Source organism: Pseudomonas sp. I8001, assembly GCF_013385345.1.
Taxonomy (GTDB): Bacteria; Pseudomonadota; Gammaproteobacteria; order Pseudomonadales; family Pseudomonadaceae; genus Aquipseudomonas.
Genome location: NZ_JACAQC010000024.1, coordinates 174,699 through 199,609, shown reverse-complemented (window position 1 = coordinate 199,609; position 24,911 = coordinate 174,699). Strand labels below are relative to the sequence as shown.

Annotated in this window: 24 protein-coding genes, 1 tRNA gene and 1 pseudogene; 16 read left to right on the top strand and 10 right to left on the bottom strand. The window is 59.2% G+C overall.

Translation table 11 applies throughout. From position 1 onward, the window contains the following. Positions 1–93 precede the first annotated feature (93 nt). Entirely contained in the window at positions 94–1,011 is a 918-nt protein-coding gene (locus HX839_RS17690) for a LysR family transcriptional regulator (protein ID WP_177067445.1), read from the top strand. Here HX839_RS17690 and HX839_RS17685 read toward each other — a convergent pair. Continuing rightward, positions 1,002–1,907, bottom strand: a complete 906-nt coding sequence (locus HX839_RS17685) for an AraC family transcriptional regulator (protein ID WP_087692364.1) — start codon at positions 1,905–1,907, stop codon at positions 1,002–1,004. The two genes, HX839_RS17690 and HX839_RS17685, sit on opposite strands and share 10 nt — an antisense overlap. Before the next feature lie 102 nt (positions 1,908–2,009). Here HX839_RS17685 and HX839_RS17680 point away from each other — a divergent pair, with 102 nt between their 5' ends. From HX839_RS17680 to HX839_RS17660, 5 genes are read left to right on the top strand one after another with little or no spacing between them, the layout of a single operon-like run. Continuing rightward, positions 2,010–2,570, top strand: coding sequence for a carboxymuconolactone decarboxylase family protein (locus HX839_RS17680; protein ID WP_003207562.1), 561 nt, complete (start codon positions 2,010–2,012; stop codon positions 2,568–2,570). Positions 2,571–2,622: 52 nt separating this feature from the next. Beyond that, positions 2,623–3,684, top strand: coding sequence for an acyl-CoA dehydrogenase family protein (locus HX839_RS17675; RefSeq protein ID WP_003207563.1), 1,062 nt, complete (start codon positions 2,623–2,625; stop codon positions 3,682–3,684). Further along, positions 3,681–4,484 (top strand): ABC transporter ATP-binding protein, encoded by an 804-nt coding sequence (locus tag HX839_RS17670; protein ID WP_102605551.1) that lies wholly within the window; start codon positions 3,681–3,683, stop codon positions 4,482–4,484. The genes HX839_RS17675 and HX839_RS17670 overlap by 4 nt, the downstream gene beginning before the upstream one ends. Next, entirely contained in the window at positions 4,471–5,670 is a 1,200-nt protein-coding gene (locus HX839_RS17665) for an ABC transporter substrate-binding protein (protein WP_010171568.1), read from the top strand. Before HX839_RS17670 ends, HX839_RS17665 begins: the two co-directional genes overlap by 14 nt. A gap of 14 nt (positions 5,671–5,684) precedes the next feature. Further along, positions 5,685–6,437, top strand: a complete 753-nt coding sequence (locus HX839_RS17660; RefSeq protein ID WP_172834573.1) for an ABC transporter permease — start codon at positions 5,685–5,687, stop codon at positions 6,435–6,437. A 47-nt stretch (positions 6,438–6,484) separates the two neighbouring features. Here the strand turns inward: HX839_RS17660 and HX839_RS17655 are convergent, their stop codons facing one another. Next, on the bottom strand, positions 6,485–9,847 hold the full coding sequence (locus HX839_RS17655; RefSeq protein WP_256344725.1) for a membrane-targeted effector domain-containing toxin: 3,363 nt from the start codon (positions 9,845–9,847) through the stop codon (positions 6,485–6,487). 313 nt (positions 9,848–10,160) lie between these two features. Then, on the bottom strand, positions 10,161–10,298 hold the full coding sequence (locus HX839_RS17650; protein WP_003207572.1) for a hypothetical protein: 138 nt from the start codon (positions 10,296–10,298) through the stop codon (positions 10,161–10,163). A 173-nt stretch (positions 10,299–10,471) separates the two neighbouring features. Between HX839_RS17650 and HX839_RS17645 the strand changes: the two genes are divergently transcribed. Further along, the gene (locus HX839_RS17645) at positions 10,472–10,666 is read left to right on the top strand and encodes a hypothetical protein (protein WP_003207574.1); all 195 of its coding nucleotides are present in this window, start codon (positions 10,472–10,474) and stop codon (positions 10,664–10,666) included. A gap of 1 nt (position 10,667) precedes the next feature. Here the strand turns inward: HX839_RS17645 and HX839_RS17640 are convergent, their stop codons facing one another. After that, positions 10,668–11,045 (bottom strand): hypothetical protein, encoded by a 378-nt coding sequence (locus HX839_RS17640; RefSeq protein WP_032899365.1) that lies wholly within the window; start codon positions 11,043–11,045, stop codon positions 10,668–10,670. Positions 11,046–11,288: 243 nt separating this feature from the next. Here HX839_RS17640 and HX839_RS17635 point away from each other — a divergent pair, with 243 nt between their 5' ends. From HX839_RS17635 to HX839_RS17615, 5 genes are all read left to right on the top strand, one after another. Further along, positions 11,289–13,586: an acylase gene (locus HX839_RS17635; RefSeq protein WP_177067443.1), complete on the top strand. Its 2,298-nt coding sequence runs from the start codon at positions 11,289–11,291 to the stop codon at positions 13,584–13,586. Between the two features lie 214 nt (positions 13,587–13,800). Continuing rightward, positions 13,801–13,874 (top strand) — tRNA-Cys (locus HX839_RS17630). A gap of 643 nt (positions 13,875–14,517) precedes the next feature. Then, the gene (locus tag HX839_RS17625) at positions 14,518–16,620 is read left to right on the top strand and encodes a TonB-dependent siderophore receptor (RefSeq protein WP_003207678.1); all 2,103 of its coding nucleotides are present in this window, start codon (positions 14,518–14,520) and stop codon (positions 16,618–16,620) included. 69 nt (positions 16,621–16,689) lie between these two features. Next, positions 16,690–17,841: a PepSY domain-containing protein gene (locus tag HX839_RS17620; RefSeq protein ID WP_102606116.1), complete on the top strand. Its 1,152-nt coding sequence runs from the start codon at positions 16,690–16,692 to the stop codon at positions 17,839–17,841. Further along, positions 17,838–18,020 carry a hypothetical protein gene (locus HX839_RS17615; protein ID WP_023658797.1) on the top strand — a complete coding sequence of 61 codons (183 nt, stop codon included), beginning with the start codon at positions 17,838–17,840 and terminating at the stop codon, positions 18,018–18,020. Before HX839_RS17620 ends, HX839_RS17615 begins: the two co-directional genes overlap by 4 nt. A gap of 25 nt (positions 18,021–18,045) precedes the next feature. Here the strand turns inward: HX839_RS17615 and HX839_RS31630 are convergent. From HX839_RS31630 to HX839_RS17605, 3 genes and pseudogenes are all read right to left on the bottom strand, one after another. Beyond that, a pseudogene (locus tag HX839_RS31630) lies at positions 18,046–18,184 on the bottom strand (DUF159 family protein); the annotation flags it as partial. A 28-nt stretch (positions 18,185–18,212) separates the two neighbouring features. Further along, a complete protein-coding gene (locus HX839_RS17610; protein WP_008435088.1) occupies positions 18,213–18,551 on the bottom strand; it encodes a hypothetical protein in 339 nt (112 codons plus the stop codon). A gap of 121 nt (positions 18,552–18,672) precedes the next feature. Beyond that, complete coding sequence (locus HX839_RS17605) at positions 18,673–19,605, bottom strand: alpha/beta fold hydrolase (protein WP_023658799.1); 933 nt, start codon at positions 19,603–19,605, stop codon at positions 18,673–18,675. Positions 19,606–19,778: 173 nt separating this feature from the next. On the opposite strand from HX839_RS17605, the gene HX839_RS17600 reads away from it, so the two are divergent. The 3 genes from HX839_RS17600 (at position 19,779) to HX839_RS17590 (ending at position 22,452) form a co-directional block, all read left to right on the top strand. After that, complete coding sequence (locus HX839_RS17600; protein WP_050550309.1) at positions 19,779–20,735, top strand: GlxA family transcriptional regulator; 957 nt, start codon at positions 19,779–19,781, stop codon at positions 20,733–20,735. A gap of 264 nt (positions 20,736–20,999) precedes the next feature. Then, on the top strand, positions 21,000–21,536 hold the full coding sequence (locus tag HX839_RS17595; protein ID WP_177020015.1) for a spore coat protein U domain-containing protein: 537 nt from the start codon (positions 21,000–21,002) through the stop codon (positions 21,534–21,536). 328 nt (positions 21,537–21,864) lie between these two features. After that, positions 21,865–22,452 (top strand): hypothetical protein, encoded by a 588-nt coding sequence (locus tag HX839_RS17590; RefSeq protein ID WP_177020016.1) that lies wholly within the window; start codon positions 21,865–21,867, stop codon positions 22,450–22,452. Between the two features lie 167 nt (positions 22,453–22,619). Here HX839_RS17590 and HX839_RS17585 read toward each other — a convergent pair whose 3' ends face one another. The 3 genes from HX839_RS17585 to HX839_RS17575 form a co-directional block, all read right to left on the bottom strand. Next, a complete protein-coding gene (locus HX839_RS17585) occupies positions 22,620–23,000 on the bottom strand; it encodes a DUF1090 family protein (RefSeq protein WP_003207691.1) in 381 nt (126 codons plus the stop codon). A 238-nt stretch (positions 23,001–23,238) separates the two neighbouring features. Then, positions 23,239–23,559, bottom strand: coding sequence for a hypothetical protein (locus tag HX839_RS17580; protein ID WP_134326485.1), 321 nt, complete (start codon positions 23,557–23,559; stop codon positions 23,239–23,241). Positions 23,560–23,565: 6 nt separating this feature from the next. Beyond that, positions 23,566–24,489: a glycoside hydrolase family 6 protein gene (locus HX839_RS17575; protein ID WP_371315635.1), complete on the bottom strand. Its 924-nt coding sequence runs from the start codon at positions 24,487–24,489 to the stop codon at positions 23,566–23,568. On the opposite strand from HX839_RS17575, the gene HX839_RS17570 reads away from it, so the two are divergent. Then, positions 24,400–24,861, top strand: coding sequence for a DUF1993 family protein (locus tag HX839_RS17570; RefSeq protein WP_371315634.1), 462 nt, complete (start codon positions 24,400–24,402; stop codon positions 24,859–24,861). The genes HX839_RS17575 and HX839_RS17570 overlap by 90 nt on opposite strands. Positions 24,862–24,911 lie beyond the last annotated feature (50 nt).

Below are 24,911 nucleotides of genomic sequence, written 5' to 3'. Positions count from 1 at the left end.
CTCCATTGTTGCCCTCGACAAAAGCGGGATAAACCGGCTAAAACCACTATCACTATTATGAAATTCTAAATAATCCCTGAAGGAAACCAGCCAGTGGACCGTTTCAACGCCATGCGCGTGTTTGTGCGGATTGTCGAGTTGGGCGGCTTTGCCAGGGCGGCCGACAGCCTGCAACTGCCGCGCGCCTCGGTGACCATCCTGATCAAGCAACTGGAGGCGCACCTTGGGGTGCAACTGTTGCAGCGCACCACGCGCCAGGTCAGCCCGACCCTGGACGGCGCCGCTTACTACCAGCGTTGCGTGAGCCTGCTGGCGGACCTTGAGGAAACCGAGGCGGTATTCTCCACCAGCCGACGAAACCCGCGCGGCACGTTGCGTATCGATATGCCGTCCGGGATCGGGCGTTTCCTGGTGATTCCGGCAATGCCCGAGTTCACCACACGTTACCCGCAGATTGATCTGGAAATCGGCCTCAACGACCGCCCGGTGGACCTGATCCGCGAAGGCGTTGACTGCGTGTTGCGCGGCGGCCTGGCGCTGGATGAGTCGCTGGTGGCACGGCCGCTGGCGATGATGGATCAGGTGACCTGCGCCAGCCCCGGCTACTTGCAGCAGTTCGGCGTGCCATCGACGCTGGATGAGTTGGCCGGCCATCAAGTGGTGGAGTATTTCTCCAGCACCAGCGGCAAACGCTATGGCCTGGAGTTTCAGATCGGCAGCGACATCCGCTTGGTCGACCTGCCCAAGCAAGTGGCGGTCAACAGTGCCGATGGTTACCTGGCGGCCTGTGAGGCGGGTTACGGCCTGGTACAGACGCCGTACTACCACGCCGTTCGCCAGTTGGAAGCGGGCACGCTGGTGGAGGTGCTGGCGCATCAGCCGCCGCCCAGGTTACCGCTGACGGCGCTGTACCCGCCGCATCGCCAGCTGTCGCAACGGGTGCGGGTGTTTGTCGATTGGCTGGTGGAGTTGTGTGCCCGGCCGGGCAATGGGTTGCAGCGTCAACCTTGAGCCTTGCGGTAGGCGCCGGGCTGGAAGCCGGTGACCTTATGGAAGGCCCGGGTAAACGCCGCCACCGATTGATAACCCACGGCGAGGGACACGTCCGCTACGGTCTGGTCCTGCTTGAACAGTTGGCAGGCGTGGCGCACACGCATCATCAGCAGCACTTGCCCCGGCGACTGCCCGCACAGTTCATTGAAGCGCTTGAAGAACGCCGAGCGCGACAGGCCGGTGCAGGCGGCCATGCTTTCCAGGGTCCAGGGCTCGGCCGGGCGTGCGATCAACTGCTCAAGCAGGTTGGCAAATGCCGGTTGCCGAGCCAGCGCCGCGAGGCCGCCGAGGTCGGTGTTGTCCAGCACCTGTTGGCGCAGCACATACAGGAACAGCAGGTGGCACAGGCGCTCCAGCAGGGCGGGCGAGGGCGCCGGCGTGCGCTCGCATTCCTGCAGGATCAATTCGAACAGGTTGCGCGCGGCGGTCAGCGATGGATCACCGGCCCGCAGGATGATCCAGGCGGGCAGGGTGTCGACAATCATCGCCGACAGCCCGGACTGGAAGTGAAAGAACCCGCACACCAGGCCCACGCCGTCACTGGCTTGGCTGTCCAGTGGCAGCATTGGTTTGCGCGGGCATTCCTGGGCGCCGGTGGCGGTGCCATCGCTGGACAAGCGGTACGCCAGGTCTCGCAGCAGGAAGACTGCATCGCCGTTGTTCAATGGGTAAGGGGTCGAGTCGCCGTCGATGTGCATCCAGCACTGCCCTTGCACCACCAGATGAAAACTCGCGCTTGCCAGGCCATGGGTGCTGGCGTGCCAGTCGCCGCAGTAACGCCCGACGTGAAACAGGCTGGTGTTGAGTTCAAGGCTATCTAATAACCAATCGACGAGTGAACTGGACGAATTCATCTAACGGAAAGACTCTAGAGCAAGTAATCGCTACTTTAGACTATTGAGCGGATTTTTTATAACCAACAGACTTGGTACACGAATCCATGAGGAGACCACTCCATGTCCCGCGTACCGATGCTAACCCTGGAAACCGCTCCTGAGGCGGCCAAGCCCTTTCTGGAAAATGCCCTGAAGGGTTCCGGGTTCATCCCCAATCTGTTGGCGGTGCTGGCCAACGCCCCGGCAGCCCTGGAAACCTACATTACCGTGTCGGGCCTGAACGCCAAGTCTGACCTGAGCCTGGCCGACCGCGAAGTGGTGCAACTGATTGCCGCCACCAACCACGGTTGCGATTTCTGCGTCGCCGGGCACACTGCCGTAGCGCGCAACAAGGCCAAGCTGCCGGAAGACGTGATCGATGCCCTGCGCCAGCGCGGTGAACTGCCCAACGAGCGTTATGAGACACTGGCCGCGTTCACCCGTGAAGTGATCGCTACCCGCGGTGATGTCAGCGACGCCGGCTACACCGCGTTCCGTGAGGCAGGCTACACCGACGGTCATGCCCTTGAGGTTATTCTGGGTGTGAGCCTGGCCACCCTGTGTAACTTCGCCAACGTGTTTGCCCGTACCCCGTTGAACCCGGAACTGGCGCAATACCGTTGGGAAAAACCGGCTAGCTGAAGGCGCGCAAGCGTTCGCGATGGTAAACATGCTGCAACAAGGAGAAACATGAATGCTTGACCCAATCTTGAGCCGTTGGCTCGATGTTCAAGCGCAGGCCCTGGATGTGGGCAGTTGCGATCCGCAGGAAGTGCTGCCACGGCTGGCAGAGGCCAATGTATTACGTATCGGTGTGCCCAAGGACCTCGGTGGCCTGGGCGGCGATGTCACCGGCGCGGTGGAAGCTATCGCCGATGTGGCGAGCCATTCCCTGGCGTCGGCATTTGTATGCTGGGGCCAACGCTCGTTTATCGAATACCTGCTGCAAAGCCCGAACCAGCGCCTGCGCGAGCAACTGCTGCCGGACCTGCTGAGCGGCAAGCTGGCCGGGGCGACCGGGCTGTCCAACGCGATGAAGTTTTTGTCTGGCATCGAGTCGCTGCAAATCAGCGCCGAGCCGACCGACGACGGCTGGAATCTCAATGGCCGCCTGCACTGGGTGACCAACCTGCGCAAGAACGGGTTTGTGGTGGCTGCCGCCATCGAGCATGCCCAGGGCGGCGCGCCGTTTATCCTGGCGATCCCGGACTCGGTGTCCGGGCTGCAACGTTCCCGTGACCTGGAACTGTTGGGTCTGCAATCGAGCAATACCGCAGCCCTCGGCTTTGAAGCCGTGGAGCTGAGCCGCGACTGGTTGCTGCATGAGGATGCGCGCAAGTTCCTGCCGGCCGTGCGCCCGGCATTTCTGGGCTTGCAATGCGGCATGTCCATCGGCCTGGCGCGGCGCTCGCTGGCGGAGGTGGCCAATCACCTGGGCTCCAGCCGCACCGTATTGCGTGAAGAGCTGGAAGTGTTGCGTACCTCCCTGGAGCAGGCGGTCAACGACCTGAAGAAAGGCCTGCTGGCCGGCCGCTTCGGCACCGAGCCGGTACCGTTGTTCCGCCTGCGCATCGCCCTTGCGGAAATCGCTGCCAGCGCTGTGCAACTGGAGCTGCAAGCCAGCGGCGGCAAGGCCTACCTGACGGCCCACGGCAGCGGTTTTGCCCGGCGCTGGCGCGAGTCGGCGTTTGTGCCGATCGTGACCCCGAGCCTGGTGCAGTTGCGCACCGAGTTGAACCGTCAGGCCAATCTATGAGCCAGGCGGTATTGCACGCCCAGGGAATTTGCCTGGGCTATGGGGGCAACTCGGTGCTGGAAGGTTTCGACCTGCAATTGCAGCCCGGCGAGGTGGTGTCGATCCTCGGCCCCAGCGGCGTTGGCAAGTCCAGCCTGCTGCGGGTGCTCGCCGGTTTGCAAGCGCCCCAGGGTGGCAGCATCCGCCTGCTGGGCGAGCCGTTGAATGGCCCGCACCCGCGCGTGGCGGTGGCGTTCCAGGACCCCAGCCTGCTGCCGTGGCTGAGCCTGGAAAAGAACGTCGCCTTCGGCCTGGACTTTGCCCGCCAGCCGCACCTCAGCCCTGAAGAACGTCGCAGCCGGGTCGACCATGCGATCCACGCCGTAGGCCTGGAACACGCCCGCCAGCAATTCCCGGCGGCGCTGTCCGGCGGCATGGCCCAGCGCACGGCGCTGGCGCGTTGCCTGGCACGCCAGCCGCAGGTATTGCTGCTGGACGAGCCCTTCGGTGCCCTGGATGAAGTGACCCGTGCCGACATGCAGCACCTGCTGCTCAAGGTCAATCGCGAGCAAGGTTCGGCGGCGGTGCTGATCACCCACGACATCGACGAAGCGCTGCTGTTGTCCGACCGGATTCTGCTACTGGGTAACCGCCCGGCGCGGACCCTCGGCGAATGGCGCATCGACTTGCCGCAACCGCGGGAAGAACAGGTGGAAGCCATCGGCACCCTGCGCATCGAGATTCTCAAAACCCTACGGCGGGCGAGCCGCACTGACCCCCAACCCCCTGAACTGCTGGAGCCTTGCCATGTGTCTGGATGACCTCACTCACTCGCGCCGTGACTTTCTCAAACTCTCGGCCGTGCTCAGTGCCGCCGGAGCCTTGCCACTGCTGAGCAGCTTGCAGGCCCGGGCGGCCAGTGAGCCGGACGCACCGGTACGCATCGGCTATTTGCCGATCACCGACGCCACGCCGTTGCTGGTGGCCCACAACAATGGCCTGTTCGAGGCCGAAGGCATCAAGGCCGAGCGCCCGGTACTGCTGCGCAGTTGGGCCCAGGTGATCGAGGCGTTCATTTCCGGGCAGGTCAACGTGATTCACCTGCTGTCGCCGATGACCGTATGGGCGCGGTATGGCAGCAAGGTCCCGGCCAAGGTCGTGGCCTGGAACCATGTGGGTGGCTCGGGCTTGACCGTGTCGCCGGGCATTACCGACGTGAAGCAACTGGGCGGCAAGTCGGTGGCGATTCCGTTCTGGTACTCGATCCACAACGTGGTGGTGCAGCAGCTGTTCCGCGACAACGGCCTGACCCCGGTGGCCCGTGCCGCCGGGAGTGCGATTGCCGCCAACGAGGTCAACCTGATCGTGTTGCCGCCCTCGGACATGCCGCCGGCCCTGGCCAGCAAGCGCATCGACGGCTACATCGTCGCCGAGCCGTTCAACGCCCTGGCGGAAAACCTCAATGTGGGCCGCGTACAGCGCTTTACCGGCGATGTGTGGCGCAACCATGCGTGCTGCGTGGTGTTCATGCACGAGCATGACCTGACCAACCGCCCGGAATGGTCGCAGAAGGTGGTGAATGCGATCGTCAAGGCCCAGGTCTGGACCCGTGACAACCGTGAAGAGGCGGTGAAGCTGCTGTCCAAGGACGGCGAGAACCGCTACACCCCGCATGCCGAACCAGTGCTGCGCAAAGTCCTGGCGCCGGCTGCCAGCGACCGTGCGGCTTACCTGGCTGACGGCGCGATCCAGCACGCCAACTGGGACGAGCACCGCATCGACTTCCAGCCGTATCCATTCCCCAGCTACACCGAGGAACTGGTACGCCGCCTGAAAGACACGCTGATCGAGGGCGACAAGAAATTCCTCGCCGACCTGGACCCGGCGTTTGTCGCCAAGGACCTGGTGGACGACCGCTTCGTGCGTAATGCGATCGCGGCGGTGGGCGGCATGAAGACCTTCGGCTTGCCTGAGGGCTTTGAGCGAAACGAGGAGATTGGCGTTTGAACAACGGCAAAACCTTGGGGTTGCCGGGCTGGTTGCTTGGCTTGAGCGGGTTGGCGGGGTTGTTGTTGCTCTGGTGGCTGGGGGTGAAGGTCTTTGGCAGCGCGGACGGTTTGTCTGCGCGGTTTTCGCTGTCGGCGACCCTCGCCAGCCTGTGGGAGTTGCTGGGCCGCAGCGAGCTGTACCTGAACATAGCCGTGAGCCTCAAGCGGATCTTCGTCGGGCTGTTCCTGGCATTGCTGATTGGTGTACCGCTGGGCTTGCTGGTGGGCAGTTCGCGCAAGCTGGAGGCGGCAACCACGCCGGCGTTCCAGTTTCTGCGGATGATCTCGCCGCTGTCGTGGATGCCCATCGTGGTGATGTTGATGGGCGTGGGCGACCAGCCGATCTACTTCCTGCTGGCATTTGCCGCGGTGTGGCCGATTCTGCTGAATACGGCGGCGGGTGTGCGTCAGCTCGATCCGCGCTGGTTGCAACTGAGCAAGAGCCTGAGCGCCACGCGCTGGGAAACCTTGCGCCGGGTGATTATTCCCGGGGTCATGGGGCACGTGCTGACCGGCGTGCGCCTGGCCATCGGGATCCTGTGGATCGTGCTGGTGCCGTGCGAGATGCTCGGGGTCAGTGCCGGGCTGGGTTATTACATCCTCGACACTCGCGACCGGCTGGCCTACTCGGAGCTGATGGCGATGGTGCTGCTGATCGGCTTGTTGGGCTTTGCCCTGGATGCGTTTGCGCGCTGGTTGCATCAGCGCTGGGTGCATGGAGGGTGAACACCTCATGCAAAGGCTCGGAGGCTTTCCGGGCCTTTGCGATGTGCTCAGGGTTTCACGTAGATGCGCAGGTCGCCTGGAATATCGTTGGGCTGTAATGGCCGGTTCGGGTCTGGCGCAGGGTTTTTTGCTTTAAGCCCGATGCTGCTGTGGGTCATGTTCCTGTTGTCAAAAACCCCGATGCCGATGCTTTCCGTCAGTTCCGCCAAGCCCGGAACACCTTCGGAGGTGTTCATGTGTGCGCTTCCCACTAACGCGACCCACTTTTCGGTGCCGGAGTTTGCCTGGATGGTTTCCGCAGCGTAGTAGTTGAACTCCTTGAGCCGCTTTTCAGAGTTGACGCCAGTGCGGGTGCGATCACGGGATTTGTCGTGTCTATGTCGCGTCAGGTAATAGTGATCGAGGGGTAAAAGCTCTATTCCATTGTCTTCAAATTTTTTCTTGAGTTGCTCCAGTGTTGGATTCGTGCGGCGAGTGTTGCTGTTTCCGAGCATTCCGATTCCATCATCAGCGGGGCCACCGATGTAGTCGATATACCCTTCGAAATAGACTTTTTTGACACCCTGGCTTTTTAGCGTATCGACGTTGTCGAACAGCATTTTAAAGCTGGCCATCTGCGAGTGAGACTCTCCAAACACCACGCCGTTTGATGCTTTCAATGCCTCCGTGATCAGATCGGCTGCGGGGATCGGTACGGGGATATCGGGGATTGTAGGGCGCGGCGGAAGGCCTCCATCCTTGATCGCCTCATAATAGTCCTCCATTTCCACCCGAAACTTATCCAGCGTTGCCTGGCGGGTGTCGAGCTTGAAATGGTCGACTTCGAGCCTTCCTTTCAAACTTTCCACGTATTGGCCCTCGGGTAACGGCTTCCTGATTCGAGGCGGGCGGTTGACGGTGTTTGTCGGGTTAAACCGGTGAGTGCTCTTGCTCGAAGCGGCATAGGCGTTGGGGGAGGGCTCCAGCGTATCAGCGCTACTGAACGCTTGCAGGGGGCTGCCGTACGGCTGGTGCTTTTGTGCGTCGAAAGCGTACCACTTGCCCTTGATCTGCACCGCGCTGCCCTCGACCGTCTGCTCGCCCATCTGGAATGAGCCGGTAGCGGCTGCGTCATATCGAGTGCCGGCGGCGGCAAGCTCGCTGTTGCTCGCTGTACCCTTGAGCGTTTTCAAGCCCTGGGTGGCTGCGTTTGCGCCGTCGATGGCGAGTTTTCCCGCGCCGACTACCAGGTCGCCAAGTCCGCTCAGCGGATTGAGTTCCGAGAGTGCGGTAACCCCGAAAATCTTGCTCAGCTTGAGGGCTTTGCTGGCCGCGCTGCTGGCAGTGCTCAGGGTTTTTCCGACCTTCGCGGCGACGCCTGCACCTGCCGTGAGAAAGCCGAACACATCAAATGCCAGGTCAGAGAACCCATCTTTATAGTTGCCATTACTGAAGTTGACGATGGCCGACCTGAGCGGAACAAGGTCGAGAAAAAAGTTGCCGATGGTGCTGGCGACCGTCCTTCTATGCTCATCCGGCGTACTTCCGGCCGCTTGTTGCCTGAAGGTTTCCAGATCGAGCCCCTCGACGATTGAATCCGCAAGGTACTCCGCCCGGAAATTCCTGAACAGGTTGGGATTGGATCCCTCGAGCGGGTTCTCTTGCTTTATATAGTCGCGCTTGGCATCGAAGGTGGAGAACTCTTCTATTCGGGTTACTTCGTTGGCGATCTTCTGGTCCTGGCGAGTGATAATTGCGTTGCTGACTTTCCTGATGCTGCCTTTTTCGGTATCGAACTCATAGGTGGACGGCTTGTTCTGGTGTTTTGTGGTGACCAGTATTTTTTTGCTTGTATGGAAGAGGGTTTCTCCCGCGAATGGTGTCCAGCTGACTCTGTAGGATTTTTCTTTGTAGAAGTTCAGCTTTCCTAACCGCAAGTTTTCTTTGTCCTCCGGTGGAAGGTTGGCGAGGGCATTCAAGATGGAATATTTCTTGACGGTTTTATAGTCGCTTATGGTCTGGCTAATGGCTTTGTCAAAGGTGTCGGGGACTTTAAAGCCGGGGCCATGGGTAAAGGCGGCGAAGGCATCAAGATCGACGCCATGCGTTCCAGGTTTGAGCTCCCAGTCTGATGCCGTTATTTTCTCGCCTTGCATGGTCAGGTCCAGCATGGAATAAGGGCCGCGAGTGGGGATCGTCTTGTTGGCGGTTTTGTTGGGCTTGAGCAACACCTTCTCTTCAAAGGGGACGCCTTCGCCAAATTTTTCCTTGAGCAGGTCCAGCGCCATCTGCTTGCGGCTGGGCATCGGGGTGTCAAGCAAGCCGGAGGCGTGTTTCAGCTTGCCCAATTGATAGTTGAACGCGTCCATGGCGGTATCAATGTCTGGTTTTTCGTAAAGCGTGTCGTCTTTCGCCTCAAGCACCCCATTGACCACGGCCCAGTCCAACAATGCCGCAGTTTGGGCAGCTTCGGGCGCGGGCCCACTTGAGTCGGCGACGATCATCACTTCGGCAAAACTCATGTTCGCTACGCTGCCAGGGGACCTGGCTTCGATGGCGGCCGCCGCGATGCACAGGTTGGCCCAGGCCAGGCTGCCGTAGACCACGCTGTCGGGAATATCCTTGATCAGCAACTGCGGCGCCGCCCGCATCAACAGCAGATGCGTACCCAGCGAGGCGTTGGCAGGTGAGGTTTTGCCGGTATCACTCAAGTGCTCGCGCAGGCCGGCGACGATCGCCGAGGTGGGTTTGCCCCAATATTGTTTATGTGACAGGTCGAATCCGGCCACTTTGTTGCGATGCGGTTGGGTGATGGATTCCTGATCCAGATCGAGGTTGATGGCTGCCAGTACGTGATCATTCACACTGCTATCAGTCGGAATGCTCTCCAGTTTGGTGTGCAAGGCCTCTCCCAGCGCCTGGCCTCGGGGGGAACGGATGAGGGCTTCCAGCGTTTTGGCCGGATCGCTCGAGGCGTCGCTGGAGAGCGGCAGGTTAACGTTCAGAAACTCCAGGAGCCCCCACTGCTGGCTTGCTTGCTGAACATCCGGAGCGCCAGCGGCATGTTCTCTGGCGGCGGTGAGCAGTTCGTTCTGCTGAGGTGTGCTCAAGGGCAGGGGCCAGGACAAGGCGCCGCCCAGATTTCCCCATGGATGGGGGTGGGAACGTGTCAGCGATGTGCGCGCCAGGGTCATCAGCTCATCATGGGTGGTTGGCTCGGGCAAGCCCATAGCCTTGAGAAAGTTTGCAAGACTCACGGCGTTAGCACTATTTGGGGGGTAAGAAGAGTTGGGCGCGAGGTCCATCAGCGTGCTTCCCAGCGCAGATCGCACCACCAGAAACGGCGCGTTCGGTCCTGCCAACGTGGCGACATGAGTGAGCTGCTGCGCCAGTGCCTGCCAGTTTTTTCGGTCAGCCAGCGCGGTCTCCAAGGCTTTCGGGCCATTGGGGGGCGGTGTGTCAGCCGCGGGGTCCGGAATGTCCGTTGCGCTTTGCAATATTTCATCGGGGTATGACGGTATATCGGGGAGTGGTATCGGAGGAGGGGGCGGTGGTGGGTATGCAGTGGAGGAAGGAACCGAGTTGCTGACTATCATCGTGAACACCTTTAGGCACGCTCATTCAGGAATGCGCCTTTCAGGAAAACCTCCCTGCTTCCTGGACGCTCTTGCTGAGTGTCGGAAGCAGGGGGAATGGCTCCGCCTGTAAAGTGTTCAAGATGTCAGAAAATGTACGGATGACCGATCAGCGATGGTAATACCCCGGTCCGCCTTCGCTGTAGCGATGGTCATGCCAACCGCCGCCGCCGTGGGGGAAAATAATGCAGCCGCTCATGCTCAACATGATCAGCAAGGGAATCAGCAGTGTGATTCGACGAAGCATTTCAAAATCCTCTAGGGTGCTCTCAGGTTCAATCAGGCGTTGGGCAAGCCAAAGTTTTTCATCGCCTGTAACATGAGACCCCGCCGACCCCAATCCATCCCCGCTAACAGGTATGTGCTTGGTGTGGTAGTCGATACAAAGTGGACACAATTTTTTAGCTTCAGGAACCTGTCATGACCCAAAAGCAACGTTTGAAATACTCGATTCTGATCTCCCTGCTGGTGCTGGGGACGATGTTTGGCCTGTCCTACTTGCAGAACAACGGGGTCATCAGCGAAAAGACGTTCCAGTACATCGCGATTGCGGTTGCGGTAACCGTGGTGGTGATCAACGGTGTGATGCGTCGCAAGGTCAAGCCTAACCTTTGAGTCAGGCCCGGCCTTCCAGGACTTTGGCAGCCTGCTCGTGCAGGCTGTAGCTCTTGTCGGCGTTCAGGGTGATCACGCCTTCGGTGCACAGGCGCTTGAGCACCTCACGCACGCTGAGAAACGACAACGGGATGCCCAGCTCCAGCAAATGGCTGTGCACGCCGCGCACGCCGAGGGTGCGCTGGTTGTCGGCGGCGGTCAGCAGGGCGTCGATGACCTTCAGCCGGATCAGGCTGGTGCGCAGGCCAAAGCATTTGAGCAAATGACGAATACGCTGGTTGCCATGTTCCGGCGCCTTGCCGAACGCCTGGTTGCCGGTGGCAAAACCTCCGTCATGCATGGGTGAGTGTCCTTCCGTGGGCAGTTGCGAGTTGTACATGCAGAAACTCCTTATCAGAGCCTGATCAGGAAAATGATGGCGCTCTTAGTTAATAAGACGTACGAGCTGCACAAATCATGAAGCGGGGGATGTAGAAATTTTGTCGGTAACATCCTGGAGACATACCGACCTGTCCGAATAAACGCCTGCGGCTGCTAAAATTATTCCCGGTATTTACGTCTTAACTGAGGTGTTGGCGAAGCTGTCCCTCGTCGCGGTGTTTAATTTGGCTGTGGAGTCTGCGTGATTATTTCCAACGGGTTGTTCAGGGTGTGTGTGGCAGGGGCGTTGCTGGGGCTGAGTCTTTCGGCCACGGCGCGGGTGCAGGAGCAACAGGCCACCGCCGAGATCCGTCGCACCAGCTTTGGTGTCCCGCATATCCGGGCCAACGATGAGCGTGGGCTGGGTTTCGGCATCGGTTATGCCTATGCCCAGGACAACCTGTGCCTGCTGGCCAATGAGGTGGTAACGGTCAATGGCGAGCGTGCCAGGTACTTTGGTCCCGAGCAGGCGACCCTGGAAGGGCGTAACAACCTTGCCAACGACGTGTTCTTCACCTGGCTGAACACCCCCCAGGCCGTTGCGGCATTCTGGAAGGCCCAGCCCCCGGCGATGCAGCAGCGCATTGAAGGGTATGTTGCCGGTTACAACCACTACCTCAAGGAGCGCACTGCCCAGGGGTTGCCGGCGCAGTGCCAGGCGGCCTGGGTACGGCCGATCACGGCCGAAGACCTGGTCAAGCTGACCCGCCGGCTGCTGGTGGAAGGTGGCGTCGGGCAATTTGCCGAGGCCCTGGTGGGGGCCACGCCGCCCAACACCGTCGCCCAGGTGGACAGCAAGGCGTTTGAGGTCGCGGCGGCCAACCAGCAACGTTTCGCCCTGGACCGTGGCAGCAACGCGGTGGCGGTGGGGCGTGACCGTTCGTTCAACGGCCGCGGCATGCTGCTGGCCAACCCGCATTTTCCGTGGGTGGGCGGCATGCGTTTCTACGAGATGCACCTGACCATCCCCGGCCAGCTGGATGTGATGGGCGCTGCGTTGCCGGGCCTGCCGGTGATCAATATCGGCTTCAACCAGCACGTTGCGTGGACGCACACCGTTGATACGTCCAAGCACTTCACCCTGTATCGCCTGACTCTGGACCCCAAGGACCCGACTCGCTATTTGCTGGACGGCAAGTCCGTGCCCATGGATAAAACCACGATCAAGGTAGCGGTAAAAACTGCCGACGGCGGTACCCGGGAACAGTCCCGCACGGTCTACAGCTCGCAGTTCGGCCCCATCGTGCAATGGCCGGGCAAACTCGACTGGGACGCCAAATATGCCTTCAGCCTGCGGGATGCCAACCTGGGCAACGACCGTGTGCTGCAACAGTGGTACGCGATGAACCGCGCGGCGAACCTCAAGGAACTGCAAACCTCGGTACACACCCTGCAAGGTATCCCGTGGGTCAACACGGTGGCAGCGGATGACCAGGGTCAAAGCCTGTACATGAACCTGTCGGTGGTGCCGAACGTCAGCGCGAAAAAGCTCGCACAGTGCAGTGACCCACGGGGCGGGCTGCAATTCATCATGCTCGACGGCTCTCGCAGCGCCTGCGCCTGGGACGTGGACCCGCGTGCCGCCCAGGCCGGGATCTTCCCCGCCGAGCAACTGCCGCAACTGGAGCGCACCGACTACGTGCAGCACTCCAATGACTCGGCCTGGCTGGTCAACCCCAAGGCACCCTTGACCGGGTTCTCGCCCGTTATCAGCCAGGACAAGATCGGCTTGGGCCCGCGTGCGCGCTTTGCCTTGCAACGCTTGCAGGAGCTCGACAAGCAACCGATCAAGGTCGCCGACCTGCAGAATATGGTCATGGACAACCAGGTGTATCTTGCCAGCCAGGTGATGCCGGACTTGCTGAAGTTCTGCGCGGGTGCCGATGCCAGCGTGAAATCGGTGTGCGACAGCCTGAAAAACTGGGACCAGCGCGCCAACCTCGACAGCGGCCTGGGCCTGGTGCACTTCATCAACCTGGCGGAGCAACTGGCGCAAGCGCCGGACGCGTGGAAGGTGGGTTTCGATCCGGCACAACCCCTGACCACACCACGTGGGCTGGCGGTCGATCGGGCAAACGTGGCCAAGGCACTGCATGAAGCGATGCTCGCGTCAGCCGCCGACGTGGCCAAGCGCGGGCTGACGGCGGACAGCCGCTGGGGTGATATTCAGGTCTCGGGCCAGACACCGATCCACGGCGGCCCGCAAGAGCTGGGCGTTTATAACGCCATGCAAAGCGTGCCTCGGGCCGATGGCAAGCGCGAGGTAGTCAGCGGCAGCAGCTACTTGCAGATCGTGACGTTCGACGAGAAGGGGCCCAATGCCGAAGGTGTGCTGGCATTCTCCTTGTCCAGCGACCCCGCGTCGAAATACTTCAAGGACCAGACCCAGGCGTTTTCCGAGAAAAAACTCAGCCCGCTGCCGTTTACCGAACAGCAGATCAAGGCGGACCCGCAGTATCAATTGCAGGTTATCCGTGACAAGGAAGAAGCCGGGCGGTAGGGTAGCCCACCAGGAATGCCTGCCCCTTGAGAGAATATTTTTTGAAATCAAGGGGTTGCAAGCCCTGGCAAATGAGTACATAATTGCGCCCATCGAACGCACTGAAGCATTAAAAACTTCAATGTTTTCAATGAGATAGAGTAGAGGCAAGCTTCACATAGCCCACTCAAGTTTGTATGCGGTGAATGTCGGTTGTAAGGCATTGATCGTTTGAGGCCGAGTAGCAAAATGGTTATGCAGCGGATTGCAAATCCGCCTACGCCGGTTCGATTCCGACCTCGGCCTCCACTCTTAAAAACCCCGTAGATTAACGTCTACGGGGTTTTTTATTGAGCTCGAAAAAAAGAGCCGCCCCCCAGATCTTTTCCATTTTGCCGTTTAGCGATAGCTCCAACGCAGGCATCAATCTTCTTTGCGGTCTTCGGCCGGAGTTCATGAATTGACCCCGGTGATTCCTTCCACGACTACGGTACTAGCGCCCTGGCTCCCCAGCCAATCTCGGTCAGACGCTGTTCCTGAACCTTTTTTCTGAGGCATGTGAATACCCTTGTGCCCATAAAAAAGGAGTGTGCGGATGGGTTCTTACTGGAGTGAGGTTGCTGACAGGCCTTCGCGCTTCATCAGCTTCAGCTCCCGACGAATCTACTGGGTAGTACATGGCTCGATGTGGAGTCGGAGCCACTCGGTGCAGAATCAGTCGCCCTCATTCAATCTCGCGGCCTGAGCCGCGGCCGAAACCTCCTCAAGGGCGAATCTTCAGTGTTCCGCACCTCCTCATGTTGAAACGCCAAAATGTAGCCAAATGTACCCGACGGTAAATGTTTCGAAATGTGAAAAAAATGTCCGACATAACTTGGTAATTGAGTTAGATTCCTATTAGCATTCTCGAAATGTTAACGCGCTTGACCCACTCGTCGTAGGAATCCTCGTTTTGAAACATCACTTTTCTGCCAGTCTGTTGCTTGCTGGCGCTTGCAGCGCTGCGTCCCTCGTTCACGCCACCGAAGACTTGACGTTGCCGACTACCCAGATCGAAGCGAGTAGTGAACCTATTGACGGTCCAACCGTGGGCTACAAAAGCAACCCGTCGTCCAGCACTACCCGTCTGGGCTTGACGGACAAGGAAACCCCGCAGGCCGTGACCACCATCACTCGGCAAGCCCTGGATGACTTCAAGATCACGGGCATCAAGGATGCGCTGCGTGCTGCGCCCTCGGTGACCGTGGAGCAAACCGAAACCGATCGTACGGAATTCACCTCGCGCGGCTTCGATATCAACAACTTTGAATACGATGGCGTGGGCATGCCCTTCGTGGGAACCGTATTGGTCGGTGATCAGGACTTGGCCGAGTTCGAGCAGATCGACATCCTGCATGGCGCCAATGGTTTGATGAGCGGGGCTGGCAACCCGTCGGCCACGGTCAATTTCGTACGCAAACGTCCGACCGAGACCTTCCAGGCGCAAATCGATACCAGCGTCAGCTCATGGGATGGCCGTCGTGTGGACGTGGACGTTTCCGGCCCGTTGACGGATACCGGCAACGTACGCGGCCGCTTCATTTACTCCCACGACAAGGGCAACTCGTGGATGGATCGATACAGCCATGAGCGCAACGTCGCTGCCGGGCTGTTGGCGTTCGATGTGTCCGATGCCGACACCGTGACCGTGGGTTTCTCACAGCACGACAGCAATTCAAACGGCAGCACCTGGGGTAACTTGCCGTTGGTGGATAACGATGGCAACGCCATTCACTATGGCAGCCGCAGCTCCAGCATCGGCCAGCCGTGGACCTATTGGAACCTGCGTACCCAGCGCACATTCGCTGAGCTCAAGCATGATTTTGGCAACGGCTGGAACGCTACGGTCACCGCCACGGGCATCACCGAAAAGCAAGACACCAACATGATGTATGTCGCCGGGGTCAGCGGTGATGACGCCTCAGTGTTTGCCGCCAATACCACCAGCGAGGCTCATCAGTTGCTGGGCGAGGCCAAGGTCTCCGGCCCGTTCAGCCTGTTTGGCCGAGAGCATGAGTTGACCCTCGGTGCCGCCTATGGCCGCACCCATCAGAAGGCCCGGGAATACGATGCGGCTGCAGATGGCTACTACGACGTTTCATTCTCGGATGTGCTGGCGGGCAATCTGGCGCATCCGTCGTTCCTGTTTACCAGCGACGCCAATACGCAGAATTTCACGGACACTCAGAAAAGCGTGTACGCCGGTGCCCGATTCAGTCTGGCCGATGATCTTCACTGGATCGCCGGCGCGCGGATGATCAGCCTGGACGCTTCCGGCGACAGCTATGGTTCCGACTACTACACCCGCGCACATGGCAAGGTGACGCCTTACACCGGCCTGGTCTACGACCTGGACAAGCAGTGGAGCGTGTATGGCAGCTGGACGAAAATCTACAGCGCTCAGTACAACCTGGGCAGGGACGGCAAACTGCTTGCTCCGCTTGAAGGCAAAAGCATGGAAGCCGGTGTGAAGGGCAGCTTGCTGGATGACCGCCTCAACGTCACCGCCGCGGCGTTCAAGACCGAACAGCAGAATGTCGCGGAGTATGTCGGCCTGGTGGGTGGCCGGTCCGTTTACGACCCCATGGATTACAAGAGTCACGGAGTAGAGCTGCAAGCCTCTGGCGAAGCGCTACCCGGCCTGGACGTGCTCGCCGGGTATACCTACGTGCGCATCGACAACGACGATGGCGACAAGGCCCGTAAGTATGTGCCAACTCATAGCGTGCGCGGCATGCTCACCTATCGCTTGCCAAGTTTGCCCCAAGCCAAGATCGGTACACGGGTAAGCTGGCAGAGTGCAGTGGAAAACGACACGAACAGTGCCATCCACCAGAACGCCTACGCGTTGCTCGATTTCATGGCCAGCTATGACATCGACAGCAACTGGAGCACGTCGCTGAACCTGAACAACGTCACCGATCGCAAATACCTGCTATCGCTGTACAACAGTGCCACGACCGCCAGCTACGGCGCCCCGCGTAACCTGGTAGCGTCTGTTACCTGGAAATACTGATACCGCCTGGGGGCTCGCTGTGCCCCGTGACGCGCGGCGAGCCTGGCGCTTTAAGGAAAACCACCGAGCATGACTGCACGCACCTTGCGTATCTGGTTTCTGGTCCACAAATGGACCAGCCTGATCGCTACCGTTTTCCTGTTGTTGCTGTGCCTGACGGGGCTGCCACTGATCTTTCATGAAGAGATTGAGCACTACTTCGAGCCGCCGCCGCCCCTGCGCCCGCTGACCGCCGATACACCACGAATCGACTACGACACCGTCATTGCCAGTGCATTGGTGGCGCAGCCGGGGGAGGTCGTGCGTTTTGTCGGTTTCGATCCGGAAAGTCCGCTCGGTACGGTGTACACGGCAACGAGCATTATGCCGCCACCGATCGAGGGGCATTCGCAGTCGTTCGATACACGCACTGGCGAGTTATTTCCTGCGGTACCGCCAGACGATGGGTTCATGAACCTGATGTTGCGCCTGCATACCGATTTATTCATGGGGTTGCCCGGTTATCTGTTTCTCGGTTTCATGGGGCTGCTGTTGGTCGCGGCGCTGGTGTCCGGCGTGGTGGTGTACACACCGTTCATGCGCAAGCTGGACTTTGCCACCGTGCGCAACGGGCGCAGTTCACGCTTGAAGTGGCTGGACCTGCATAACGTGCTCGGCATCGTCACCCTCGCCTGGGTGTTGGTGGTGGGGCTGACAGGCGTGATCAATACGCTGGCATTGCCCATTTTCGACTTTTGGCAGAGTGACCAGTTGGCGCAGATGACCGCGCCCTACAAGGATGCGCCGCCGCTGGAGCGCCTCGGGTCGTTGCAAAAAGCGCTGGATACCGCGCGTAAGGCGGCGCCAGGCATGGAGCCCAGCTTCATCGCCTTTCCCGGTACTCAGTTCAGCAGCCAGCACCATTACGCAGTGTTCATGCGCGGCACCACGCCGCTCACTGCGCGATTGCTCAAGCCGGCCCTGGTGGATGCGAGTACCGGCGAGCTGACCGACATGCGTGAGATGCCGTTGTACGTGAAAACCTTGCTGGTTTCGCAGCCGCTGCATTTTGGTGATTACGGTGGTGTGCCGCTGAAAATCATCTGGACGCTGCTCGATCTCATCAGCATCGTCATCCTCGGCAGTGGGCTCTACCTGTGGCTGAGCCGTCGCAAGGTACCGTTGCAAAAACGCTTGGATGAATTGCATGCCAGCGGGCCGGAAATGGGGGGCCGATCATGAGGCGCGGACTGTGGATGATCTTTCGCTGGCCGCTGTTGCTCTTTGTTCTAAGCCTGTTCGGATTGCTCTCGGCGCTGATCGGTGACGGCGTCTATGACCTGCTTTCATGGCTTAGCCTGGGGGTGCCGTTGGGGCTGGTCGGGGTGGTTTGGCTGCGTTTGCGTTCAGCCAAACGATGATTGGCGCGATCCTCAGCGCCGTCATCAACAGCGTCAGCTGCCACTCGGTTGCAGGTCGATTTTCTCCCAGCGGCAACTCACCCACGGAGTTCGCCAGGGCATTGCATGCTCAGCGCCGCGACGAAGTCGTGAATGCCGCTGTACTGGGAAAGTCTTCCGCACATGGCCAAGCCCTCAACCTGAAACCTGAGCTTAGACGATGGTTTTCGGGTGAGACATCAGTTCGTTCAGCACACTGCGCAGCCTCTCGGCCTCGCGCGTGCTGAGTCGATCTGAAGTGGTGAGGTTGGCGATCTGCTTCCTCATCGCTGCAGCTTCGGCACCGCGCAGCCTGAGGTATCCGGCAAACTCTTCGTTCTTTGCCTGTGCTTCTGTCAGCATCGCGACCAGGCCGAAGATATCCGCCCGGGCCTTGCGCAGTTGCAGGTTCAGTTCCTGGATCTCGTTCTCGAGCAGCCGGGCATGTTGTTTGTGCATTTCGAGAGGCGTGGGGATGCCAAGCCACCCGCAGGTGTCTTCGTCGATATTCATAGGAGGTATTTCGAGTGCTGTATGTGTATACAGTATTCGAGATTGGGTGAAGTGGAATGCTTGAGGCGACGAACTGCAGGGTTACCCGACGATCAGTCGGGCGCGGGCCTCCCACTCTTTACTATTTACCGGCGGTGATACGCGCCATGAACTGACGCGTCAGGCTGGCGATCTGCTCGGTTTTTTCATCGAGCGCGAAATGCCCCGCGTCCAGAATATGAACCTCGGCCCCCGGCACATCATCCTTGTAGCGCATGGCTCCCGGCACAATGAACGACGGGTCGTATTTTCCCCACATGACCAACATCGGCGGTTGGTTGTCTTTCAACCATTGCTGCCATTTTGGGTAAGAGGCCACGTTGTTCTGGTAGTCCAGCAACAACGCCGACTGTATCGCCCGCTGGCCCGGACGGGATAAGGCGGCAAACTCGTCCTCCCAGGCATCAGGGTTGTAACGCTCGGGATGAGGGCTGGTGCCCAGATGACGCTGCTTCGTGCCTTCGTACCCCGTGAACCCATCGACTTGTTCGGGATGCTCGGCGGGAGCCTTCCAGTACTTGGCGATGTTCGCCCACTTGGCACCCAGGCCTTCGTCATAGGCATTGGCGTTCTGGATGATGATGCCGTGCAGTTTTTGCGGCGCGTTGAGGATCATCCGAAAGCCTACCGGGCCGCCGTAGTCCTGCATAAACAGGGTGTATTCATGGATCTGCAATTGCGTGAGCAGCTTGCTCATGGTGTCGGCCAGATGGTCAAACGTGTAGGTGTAGGTCGCGGCCGAGGGCGCGTCGCTTCTGCCGAACCCGGGGTAGTCGGGGGCGATCACGTGATACCGGTCAGCAAGCAACGGGATCAGCGAATCCCACATGCGCGAGGACGAAGGGTAGCCATGGAGCAGCACCAGGGGCGGCGCGTCCCTGGGGCCGGCCTCGCGATAGAAAACCCTCACGCCGTCCACACTGGACCAATGATAGCCAGTGGACTCGGTGGTATAGGGGACGGACGGCACCGGTTCGCTGGCGTGTGCCGGTGCGGTCATCGAAAGAGTGGTCATAAGTGCTCCCAGCGTGCAAAAGGTGGCGATGTTCATTGAGGCCCTGAGCTCTGATTTGCGCATTTCCCGGTGAAATGCAGCTGCGATCAGAGTGAACGCATCCGGGAACTCACACCATTGGCCCAATGACCATTTTTCATTAGAATCGGGCCAATCTCGATCAGGCCCGCCCTATGAAAAGAAGTGTGAAAGTTGCAGTCATCGCCTTTAACGGCATCAGCCCCTTTCACCTTTCTGTGCCGTGCCTCGTATTTGGTAAAGATCGCCGAGTGGGGGATTTGCCCTGGTTCGAATTGGTGGTGTGTGCGGGTGAAGAGGGGGCGCTGGTTACCAACGCCGGTTTCGCGATCCACTGTGACCATGGTTTGGACCAGGTTGCAGGAGCTGACATCGTCATCATTCCCAGCTGGCGGGACGTCACCGAAAGGCCGCCGAGCGCACTCCTCGAAACGCTTCAGGCAGCCCATGAACGAGGCGCGCTGGTGGTCGGCCTGTGCCTGGGGGCGTTCGTGCTTGCCCATGCGGGCCTGCTGTGCGACAAGCGGGCAACCACGCACTGGGCGTGGGCGGCGCATCTGGCGCGAGATTTCCCACGCATTGAAGTGGACCCCAAAGTGCTCTATGTCGAGGCGCAGCAAATCCTGACCTCTGCAGGCGTGGCCGCAGGGCTCGATTGCTGTATTCATATCGTCAGGCGGATCTACGGGCGGGGGGTTGCCAACGCGTTGGCGCGTCAACTGCTGGTTTCCCCCCATCGCGACGGAGGCCAGGCCCAGTTCATCAGCCAGCCTGTTCCTCAAGGCGCAAGCGACCAGCGTCTCGGCCAGTTGCTGGACTGGCTTCGGGCAAACCTGGAACAACCGTTGTCAATCGATCAGGTGGCGACGAGGCTGGCGATGAGTCGACGCAGTTTCACCCGGCACTTCAAGCAACTGACCGGCTCGACGTTTGGCAAGTGGCTCACGAATGAGCGAATCAAGGCCGTCCAACTGCAACTTGAAACAACCGACCATAGCGTCGAGTCGATCGCTGACGCTTGCGGGTTTGGTACAAGCCTGTCGTTACGTCAGCACTTTTTCTCGATCGTGGGCGTGAGCCCCACAACCTACCGGAAGGCTTATCATCGATAGGGAGGTACCTGTAATTTCCGGGTTCCGATACCCGTTCGCTGACGTGCAGCGACGGAGCGAAAACTGGCCAGTGACTCCTGCGGGTACAAGGCCGAAAAGCTCTCCAGGCAACCGCCTGCAAGTGAAAGCGATTTGGCCTCGGGCTGGCAGTTTCCTCCTGACTGACTAACCTTCTACGCAACGGCCATCCTTGTACAAGTGTCAAGGGTCTACCTCAGGGACCTGAACCGGCGCGCTGGGTTGGCAAGTCATAAGGAGAGCTTCATGAATGGACTTATCTCAAGAGTCTTACTGGCGTTGACGACACTGGCCTGGATGTCCGGCTCCCAGGCCGCGACCACTGTCACCGGGCAAATCAGTGCGTCGCTGATATTGATCAACAGTTGCCTGGTCAACGGCGTGGGAGGCACCACAGGCTTGAATTTCGGTGCGTTGAACTTTGGTACCGCCAACACCCTGTATACCGAGGCTGATGGGCAAGTGCTGGGCGGCGGCGGGGCGCCTTTGTCTATTCAATGCTCGGCGGGTACTTCGCCGGTCTTGACCATCACGTCCGGCGCCAATGATGGCAAATCCACCGGTGGAACGCGTGCCCTGGCAGACGGTGCCGGCCACTTTGCGCCCTATGACATCTACACCGACGCCGCCCACACGCAAATTCTTGCCAACAACGGCACTATCAATCTCACGGCCAGCACCGGGGTTGCGCAAACCGTGAATATTTACGGTAAATCCCCAGGCAAGGTGGGTTTGCCGGCCGGCACTTATACCGACACGATTGCGGTCACGCTGACGTTTTGAATATGAGGTATATCGCTTGCGGCAATCTTCGGATGCCAAGGGAAATAATTTATTTGCTGTTCCATTTTGAACTCCGTCTTCCATTTTTGAGCGGGAGACGGCATAGATTTATTGATTTTTAAATTGATCTCTACCTGTATCGCATTCACACCCCTAAAGCCATCTACGGGATGACAGGAGTTGGATGATCAGGTGCATGCATCATGTTAATATCGCCACCCCTCGTGACCGAGGGGCCTCTGGCGGGCAGGCTGGTCGAGAGAAAATCCACTTGTTTCCTGAGATTTATAGCTTGATGTGCCATTTTTAACGTCCATGGCATGATTTCATGGGCGTTAATCAGCCGATATTCATTTTTCCATTTAAAGCTGCGCTTGCTATGGCAGCAGTTCAGAAACTATACGCCTCAAAAGGAAGAGTCATGGCCGTACCACGCATTATTTTCCCAATAGCCATTGCTGTTGTCGTGCTCGGAGCCGGCACGCTGATCTATCAGGGCCTCAACGGCACAAGCAGCTCGCTGAGCTGCGCAGATGATTTCTCGCAAGCCACGGTTATCGAGGGTGTTAAAGGTACAGTTGCCGGCGACACTACACTAGCCACCAGCCAGGCTGGTGAGTCTGGACATATTCCTTTTGCCAAGCCTTACCATTCGGTCTGGTGCAAATGGACTTCCCCAGAAGACGCAAGCTTCACATTTGATACCACAGGCTCAAAATTCGACACCGTGCTTGCCGTTTATAAAAGCACGAGCCTGAATTCGATGCCGGTGGCCGGCACGAACAATAACCAGTCGGAAAATGATGTAACCAGTGCTGTGACTTTTTCAGCCAAGAAGGGTGAAACCTATTCGATTGCCGTCGATGGGTTTGAAGGTGCTTACGGTAAGTACATCCTCAACTGGGCCAAGAAATAAGCGAACATGGCAGCTGTCGGTGGCCATTGGCTAAGGTGAAGGGGGACGACAATCCTCCACACCAGAAAACCCCGTAGATTAACGTCTACGGGGTTTTTTATTGTCTGCCGGTAAGTACGATGGGCGAAAAAACCGCAATCGCGGGCCTTCTCGCAGGGCAGCCCGACTTACTTGAACAAGCCGCCAATTGCGTTGATCGCATCCGCAGCCTTGTTCACGTTTTGCTGGCGCTGAGGGTTAGTGTCCACTTGTGCCTGAGTGTTGTAGGTACTGTTGCTGCAGCTCTTGTTGGTTTGTGTCAGTGCTGCCTGGAACGCGGTCGCGCGCAACGTATCGCCCTTGGCATTGGCCGCATTGATATTGGTCTGCAGGTCGCGGATCTGTTGCTGGCAGGAGGCACTGTTGGCGTTGACGGTGTTGTTACTGTTGCCGGCACCCCCCAAGGCAGATGACAGGGCGCCGGTGAGGGCAGACAGGTCGGCGGCGTGGGCGGGCAAAGTGAACAGGCTGAACAGGGCGGCGGCTGGGGCGAGTTTGGAAAGACGCATGGCAAACCTCAATGTTTTATTGCCTGCGCATCTCCGGGGGCCCGAGCAGGCGCAGAACAATATCCGTATAGAGGTGAGCGCTCGGGTGGGGCGAAATATATTTGGTCAAATTTTGACCTTCAACCGTGAAACTTCATAAATGTGAGTTGTTTCACGTTGTTTTCTGGCATTGACGACGTATCAAGGTGAGGGCACGAGCCCGAGTGATGCGCGATGCAAGCTGAAACGCCTGGGTGCTTCACTTGGCGCAACAAACACCCGATAGCTTCACCAGCAGTGTCAGCGCGACGATTGCCCAGCCAAAGTTGAGTGCGACAAACATCCATTCCGGCGGATTTGTACCCAGGAAAATCGTCGAGGTAATCGTCAAGAAAACCATCAAAAGACCAATTGGGAGCCAGAACCAGAGGTGTTTCTGGCGCTGGCACACCTCTATGTGCAGCGGGCTATCTTCATGGAGCGTCATGTGTTGTCGGCCTCGGTAACCTGCTGCTTCCCTGCCGATGTTCAGCTCAAGAGCGCTATCCTGAGCAATGAGTCCAGGTGATGCAAGGCTCATTCGCCGTTAGTGTCCATCAATCAGGCGAAGTGCCAGTTCGGCACTGAAGGTGCCTGCCGCCGGGCCTTCATGACAATCGGTTTTCTTCGAAGACGCACCGTCCGAATTGCCCGGGAGTTTGATCCATAGGGCAACCAACCGTGGCGAAAGCACTTGCGGTGGCATGCCCAGTCTGCGCCCCACCGGGTTGCACCAGTCTCCAGGATTCGCACCATTGCCGTTGCGGCTGGTATCCACCGCCACGGCTCTTGTATAGGCGTATTCGCTTAACAACCTGGCATTGATGGCATCACCATAACTGCGCACCTGGGCGAGGGTGTAGAAGTTGGCGATATTCAGGGCAAACCCCCGGATCTGTTTCACCCCGGCTGCATTCAACGCATCGGCCATGGCGCCTGGGGATTTCCAGCCTGGATTGCCAGCGTCCAGATAAACATCGGCATGGCGTGCGCGCTGGTTGAACCCCGATACGGCGTAATTGATTAGCCCCAGCCGCTCGGCGCGCTTGTCCTTGTCCAGGCACTGCAGGTCTGCCAGTGCGTCCGGCTCCAAGATAACCAGCGCCGGCTGGTCTCCAATGCCTTTGATCAGTTGGTCTATCCAGCCCCGGTACTCCGCCGCTGCCGGTGCGCCACCCTTCGAGGCGCCACCGCTGCAGTCGCGGTGGGGCAGGTTATAGGCCACCAAAATCGGTGTTTTATCAGCGCTGGCGGCAGCGGTTACATAGCGATTGACGCGCTCGGCCAGCGTTCCTATGGCCTGGCTGGTGCCGGTCAGCCACAGGGCACTGGGCACCTCGGCAATGGTTGAGCGGATGCTTGCAGTGGCAGGCGTATCGGGGTGCTGCTGGACCCACTGTGCGGCGGTGGACTGCGGGTTGACGTAGAACCCATCACTCGCCTGAGCGCGCGGCTGGCGCCCGACATGCACACCCTCGCAACGCAAATCCGGTTTGCGTGCACCCAGGCCCAGGAATCGGTCCAGCGTCTCACCCATCAACCGCTGCCGGTTCTGAGCACACCCGCAACCCTGAGCGAGGCGCGTGGGTTGATCGAGCAAACCCTGCAAGCCCTCGCCTCGGCAGATCGCGAACTCATCGACAGCAGCGAGCGCGCTATCTCGATAGAACTTCCCGACGGTACTATTTTCGACATGACTGCCTACGAATACGCGGTCAATTGGGCCATTCCACAGTTCTATTTTCACCTGATGACCGTCTATAACATCCTTCGCCATAACGGTGTGCCGCTCGGCAAGGCCGATTACGTGCCGCATATGTTCGCCTTCGTGCGCACGCAATAGGTAGCCACCCGAATGAATAGACCCCGCTCCTGCGCATAAGCGTATGGTGG

Coding starts and splice junctions, on each gene's coding strand:
- HX839_RS17685 (WP_087692364.1), bottom strand. CDS start 1,907: ATGAATTCGTCCAGTTCACTCGTCGATTGGTTATTAGATAGCCTTGAA.
- HX839_RS17680 (WP_003207562.1), top strand. CDS start 2,010: ATGTCCCGCGTACCGATGCTAACCCTGGAAACCGCTCCTGAGGCGGCC.
- HX839_RS17675 (WP_003207563.1), top strand. CDS start 2,623: ATGCTTGACCCAATCTTGAGCCGTTGGCTCGATGTTCAAGCGCAGGCC.
- HX839_RS17670 (WP_102605551.1), top strand. CDS start 3,681: ATGAGCCAGGCGGTATTGCACGCCCAGGGAATTTGCCTGGGCTATGGG.
- HX839_RS17665 (WP_010171568.1), top strand. CDS start 4,471: ATGTGTCTGGATGACCTCACTCACTCGCGCCGTGACTTTCTCAAACTC.
- HX839_RS17650 (WP_003207572.1), bottom strand. CDS start 10,298: ATGCTTCGTCGAATCACACTGCTGATTCCCTTGCTGATCATGTTGAGC.
- HX839_RS17645 (WP_003207574.1), top strand. CDS start 10,472: ATGACCCAAAAGCAACGTTTGAAATACTCGATTCTGATCTCCCTGCTG.
- HX839_RS17640 (WP_032899365.1), bottom strand. CDS start 11,045: ATGTACAACTCGCAACTGCCCACGGAAGGACACTCACCCATGCATGAC.
- HX839_RS17620 (WP_102606116.1), top strand. CDS start 16,690: ATGACTGCACGCACCTTGCGTATCTGGTTTCTGGTCCACAAATGGACC.
- HX839_RS17615 (WP_023658797.1), top strand. CDS start 17,838: ATGAGGCGCGGACTGTGGATGATCTTTCGCTGGCCGCTGTTGCTCTTT.
- HX839_RS17610 (WP_008435088.1), bottom strand. CDS start 18,551: ATGAATATCGACGAAGACACCTGCGGGTGGCTTGGCATCCCCACGCCT.
- HX839_RS17605 (WP_023658799.1), bottom strand. CDS start 19,605: ATGACCACTCTTTCGATGACCGCACCGGCACACGCCAGCGAACCGGTG.
- HX839_RS17600 (WP_050550309.1), top strand. CDS start 19,779: ATGAAAAGAAGTGTGAAAGTTGCAGTCATCGCCTTTAACGGCATCAGC.
- HX839_RS17595 (WP_177020015.1), top strand. CDS start 21,000: ATGAATGGACTTATCTCAAGAGTCTTACTGGCGTTGACGACACTGGCC.
- HX839_RS17590 (WP_177020016.1), top strand. CDS start 21,865: ATGGGCGTTAATCAGCCGATATTCATTTTTCCATTTAAAGCTGCGCTT.
- HX839_RS17585 (WP_003207691.1), bottom strand. CDS start 23,000: ATGCGTCTTTCCAAACTCGCCCCAGCCGCCGCCCTGTTCAGCCTGTTC.
- HX839_RS17580 (WP_134326485.1), bottom strand. CDS start 23,559: ATGAGCCTTGCATCACCTGGACTCATTGCTCAGGATAGCGCTCTTGAG.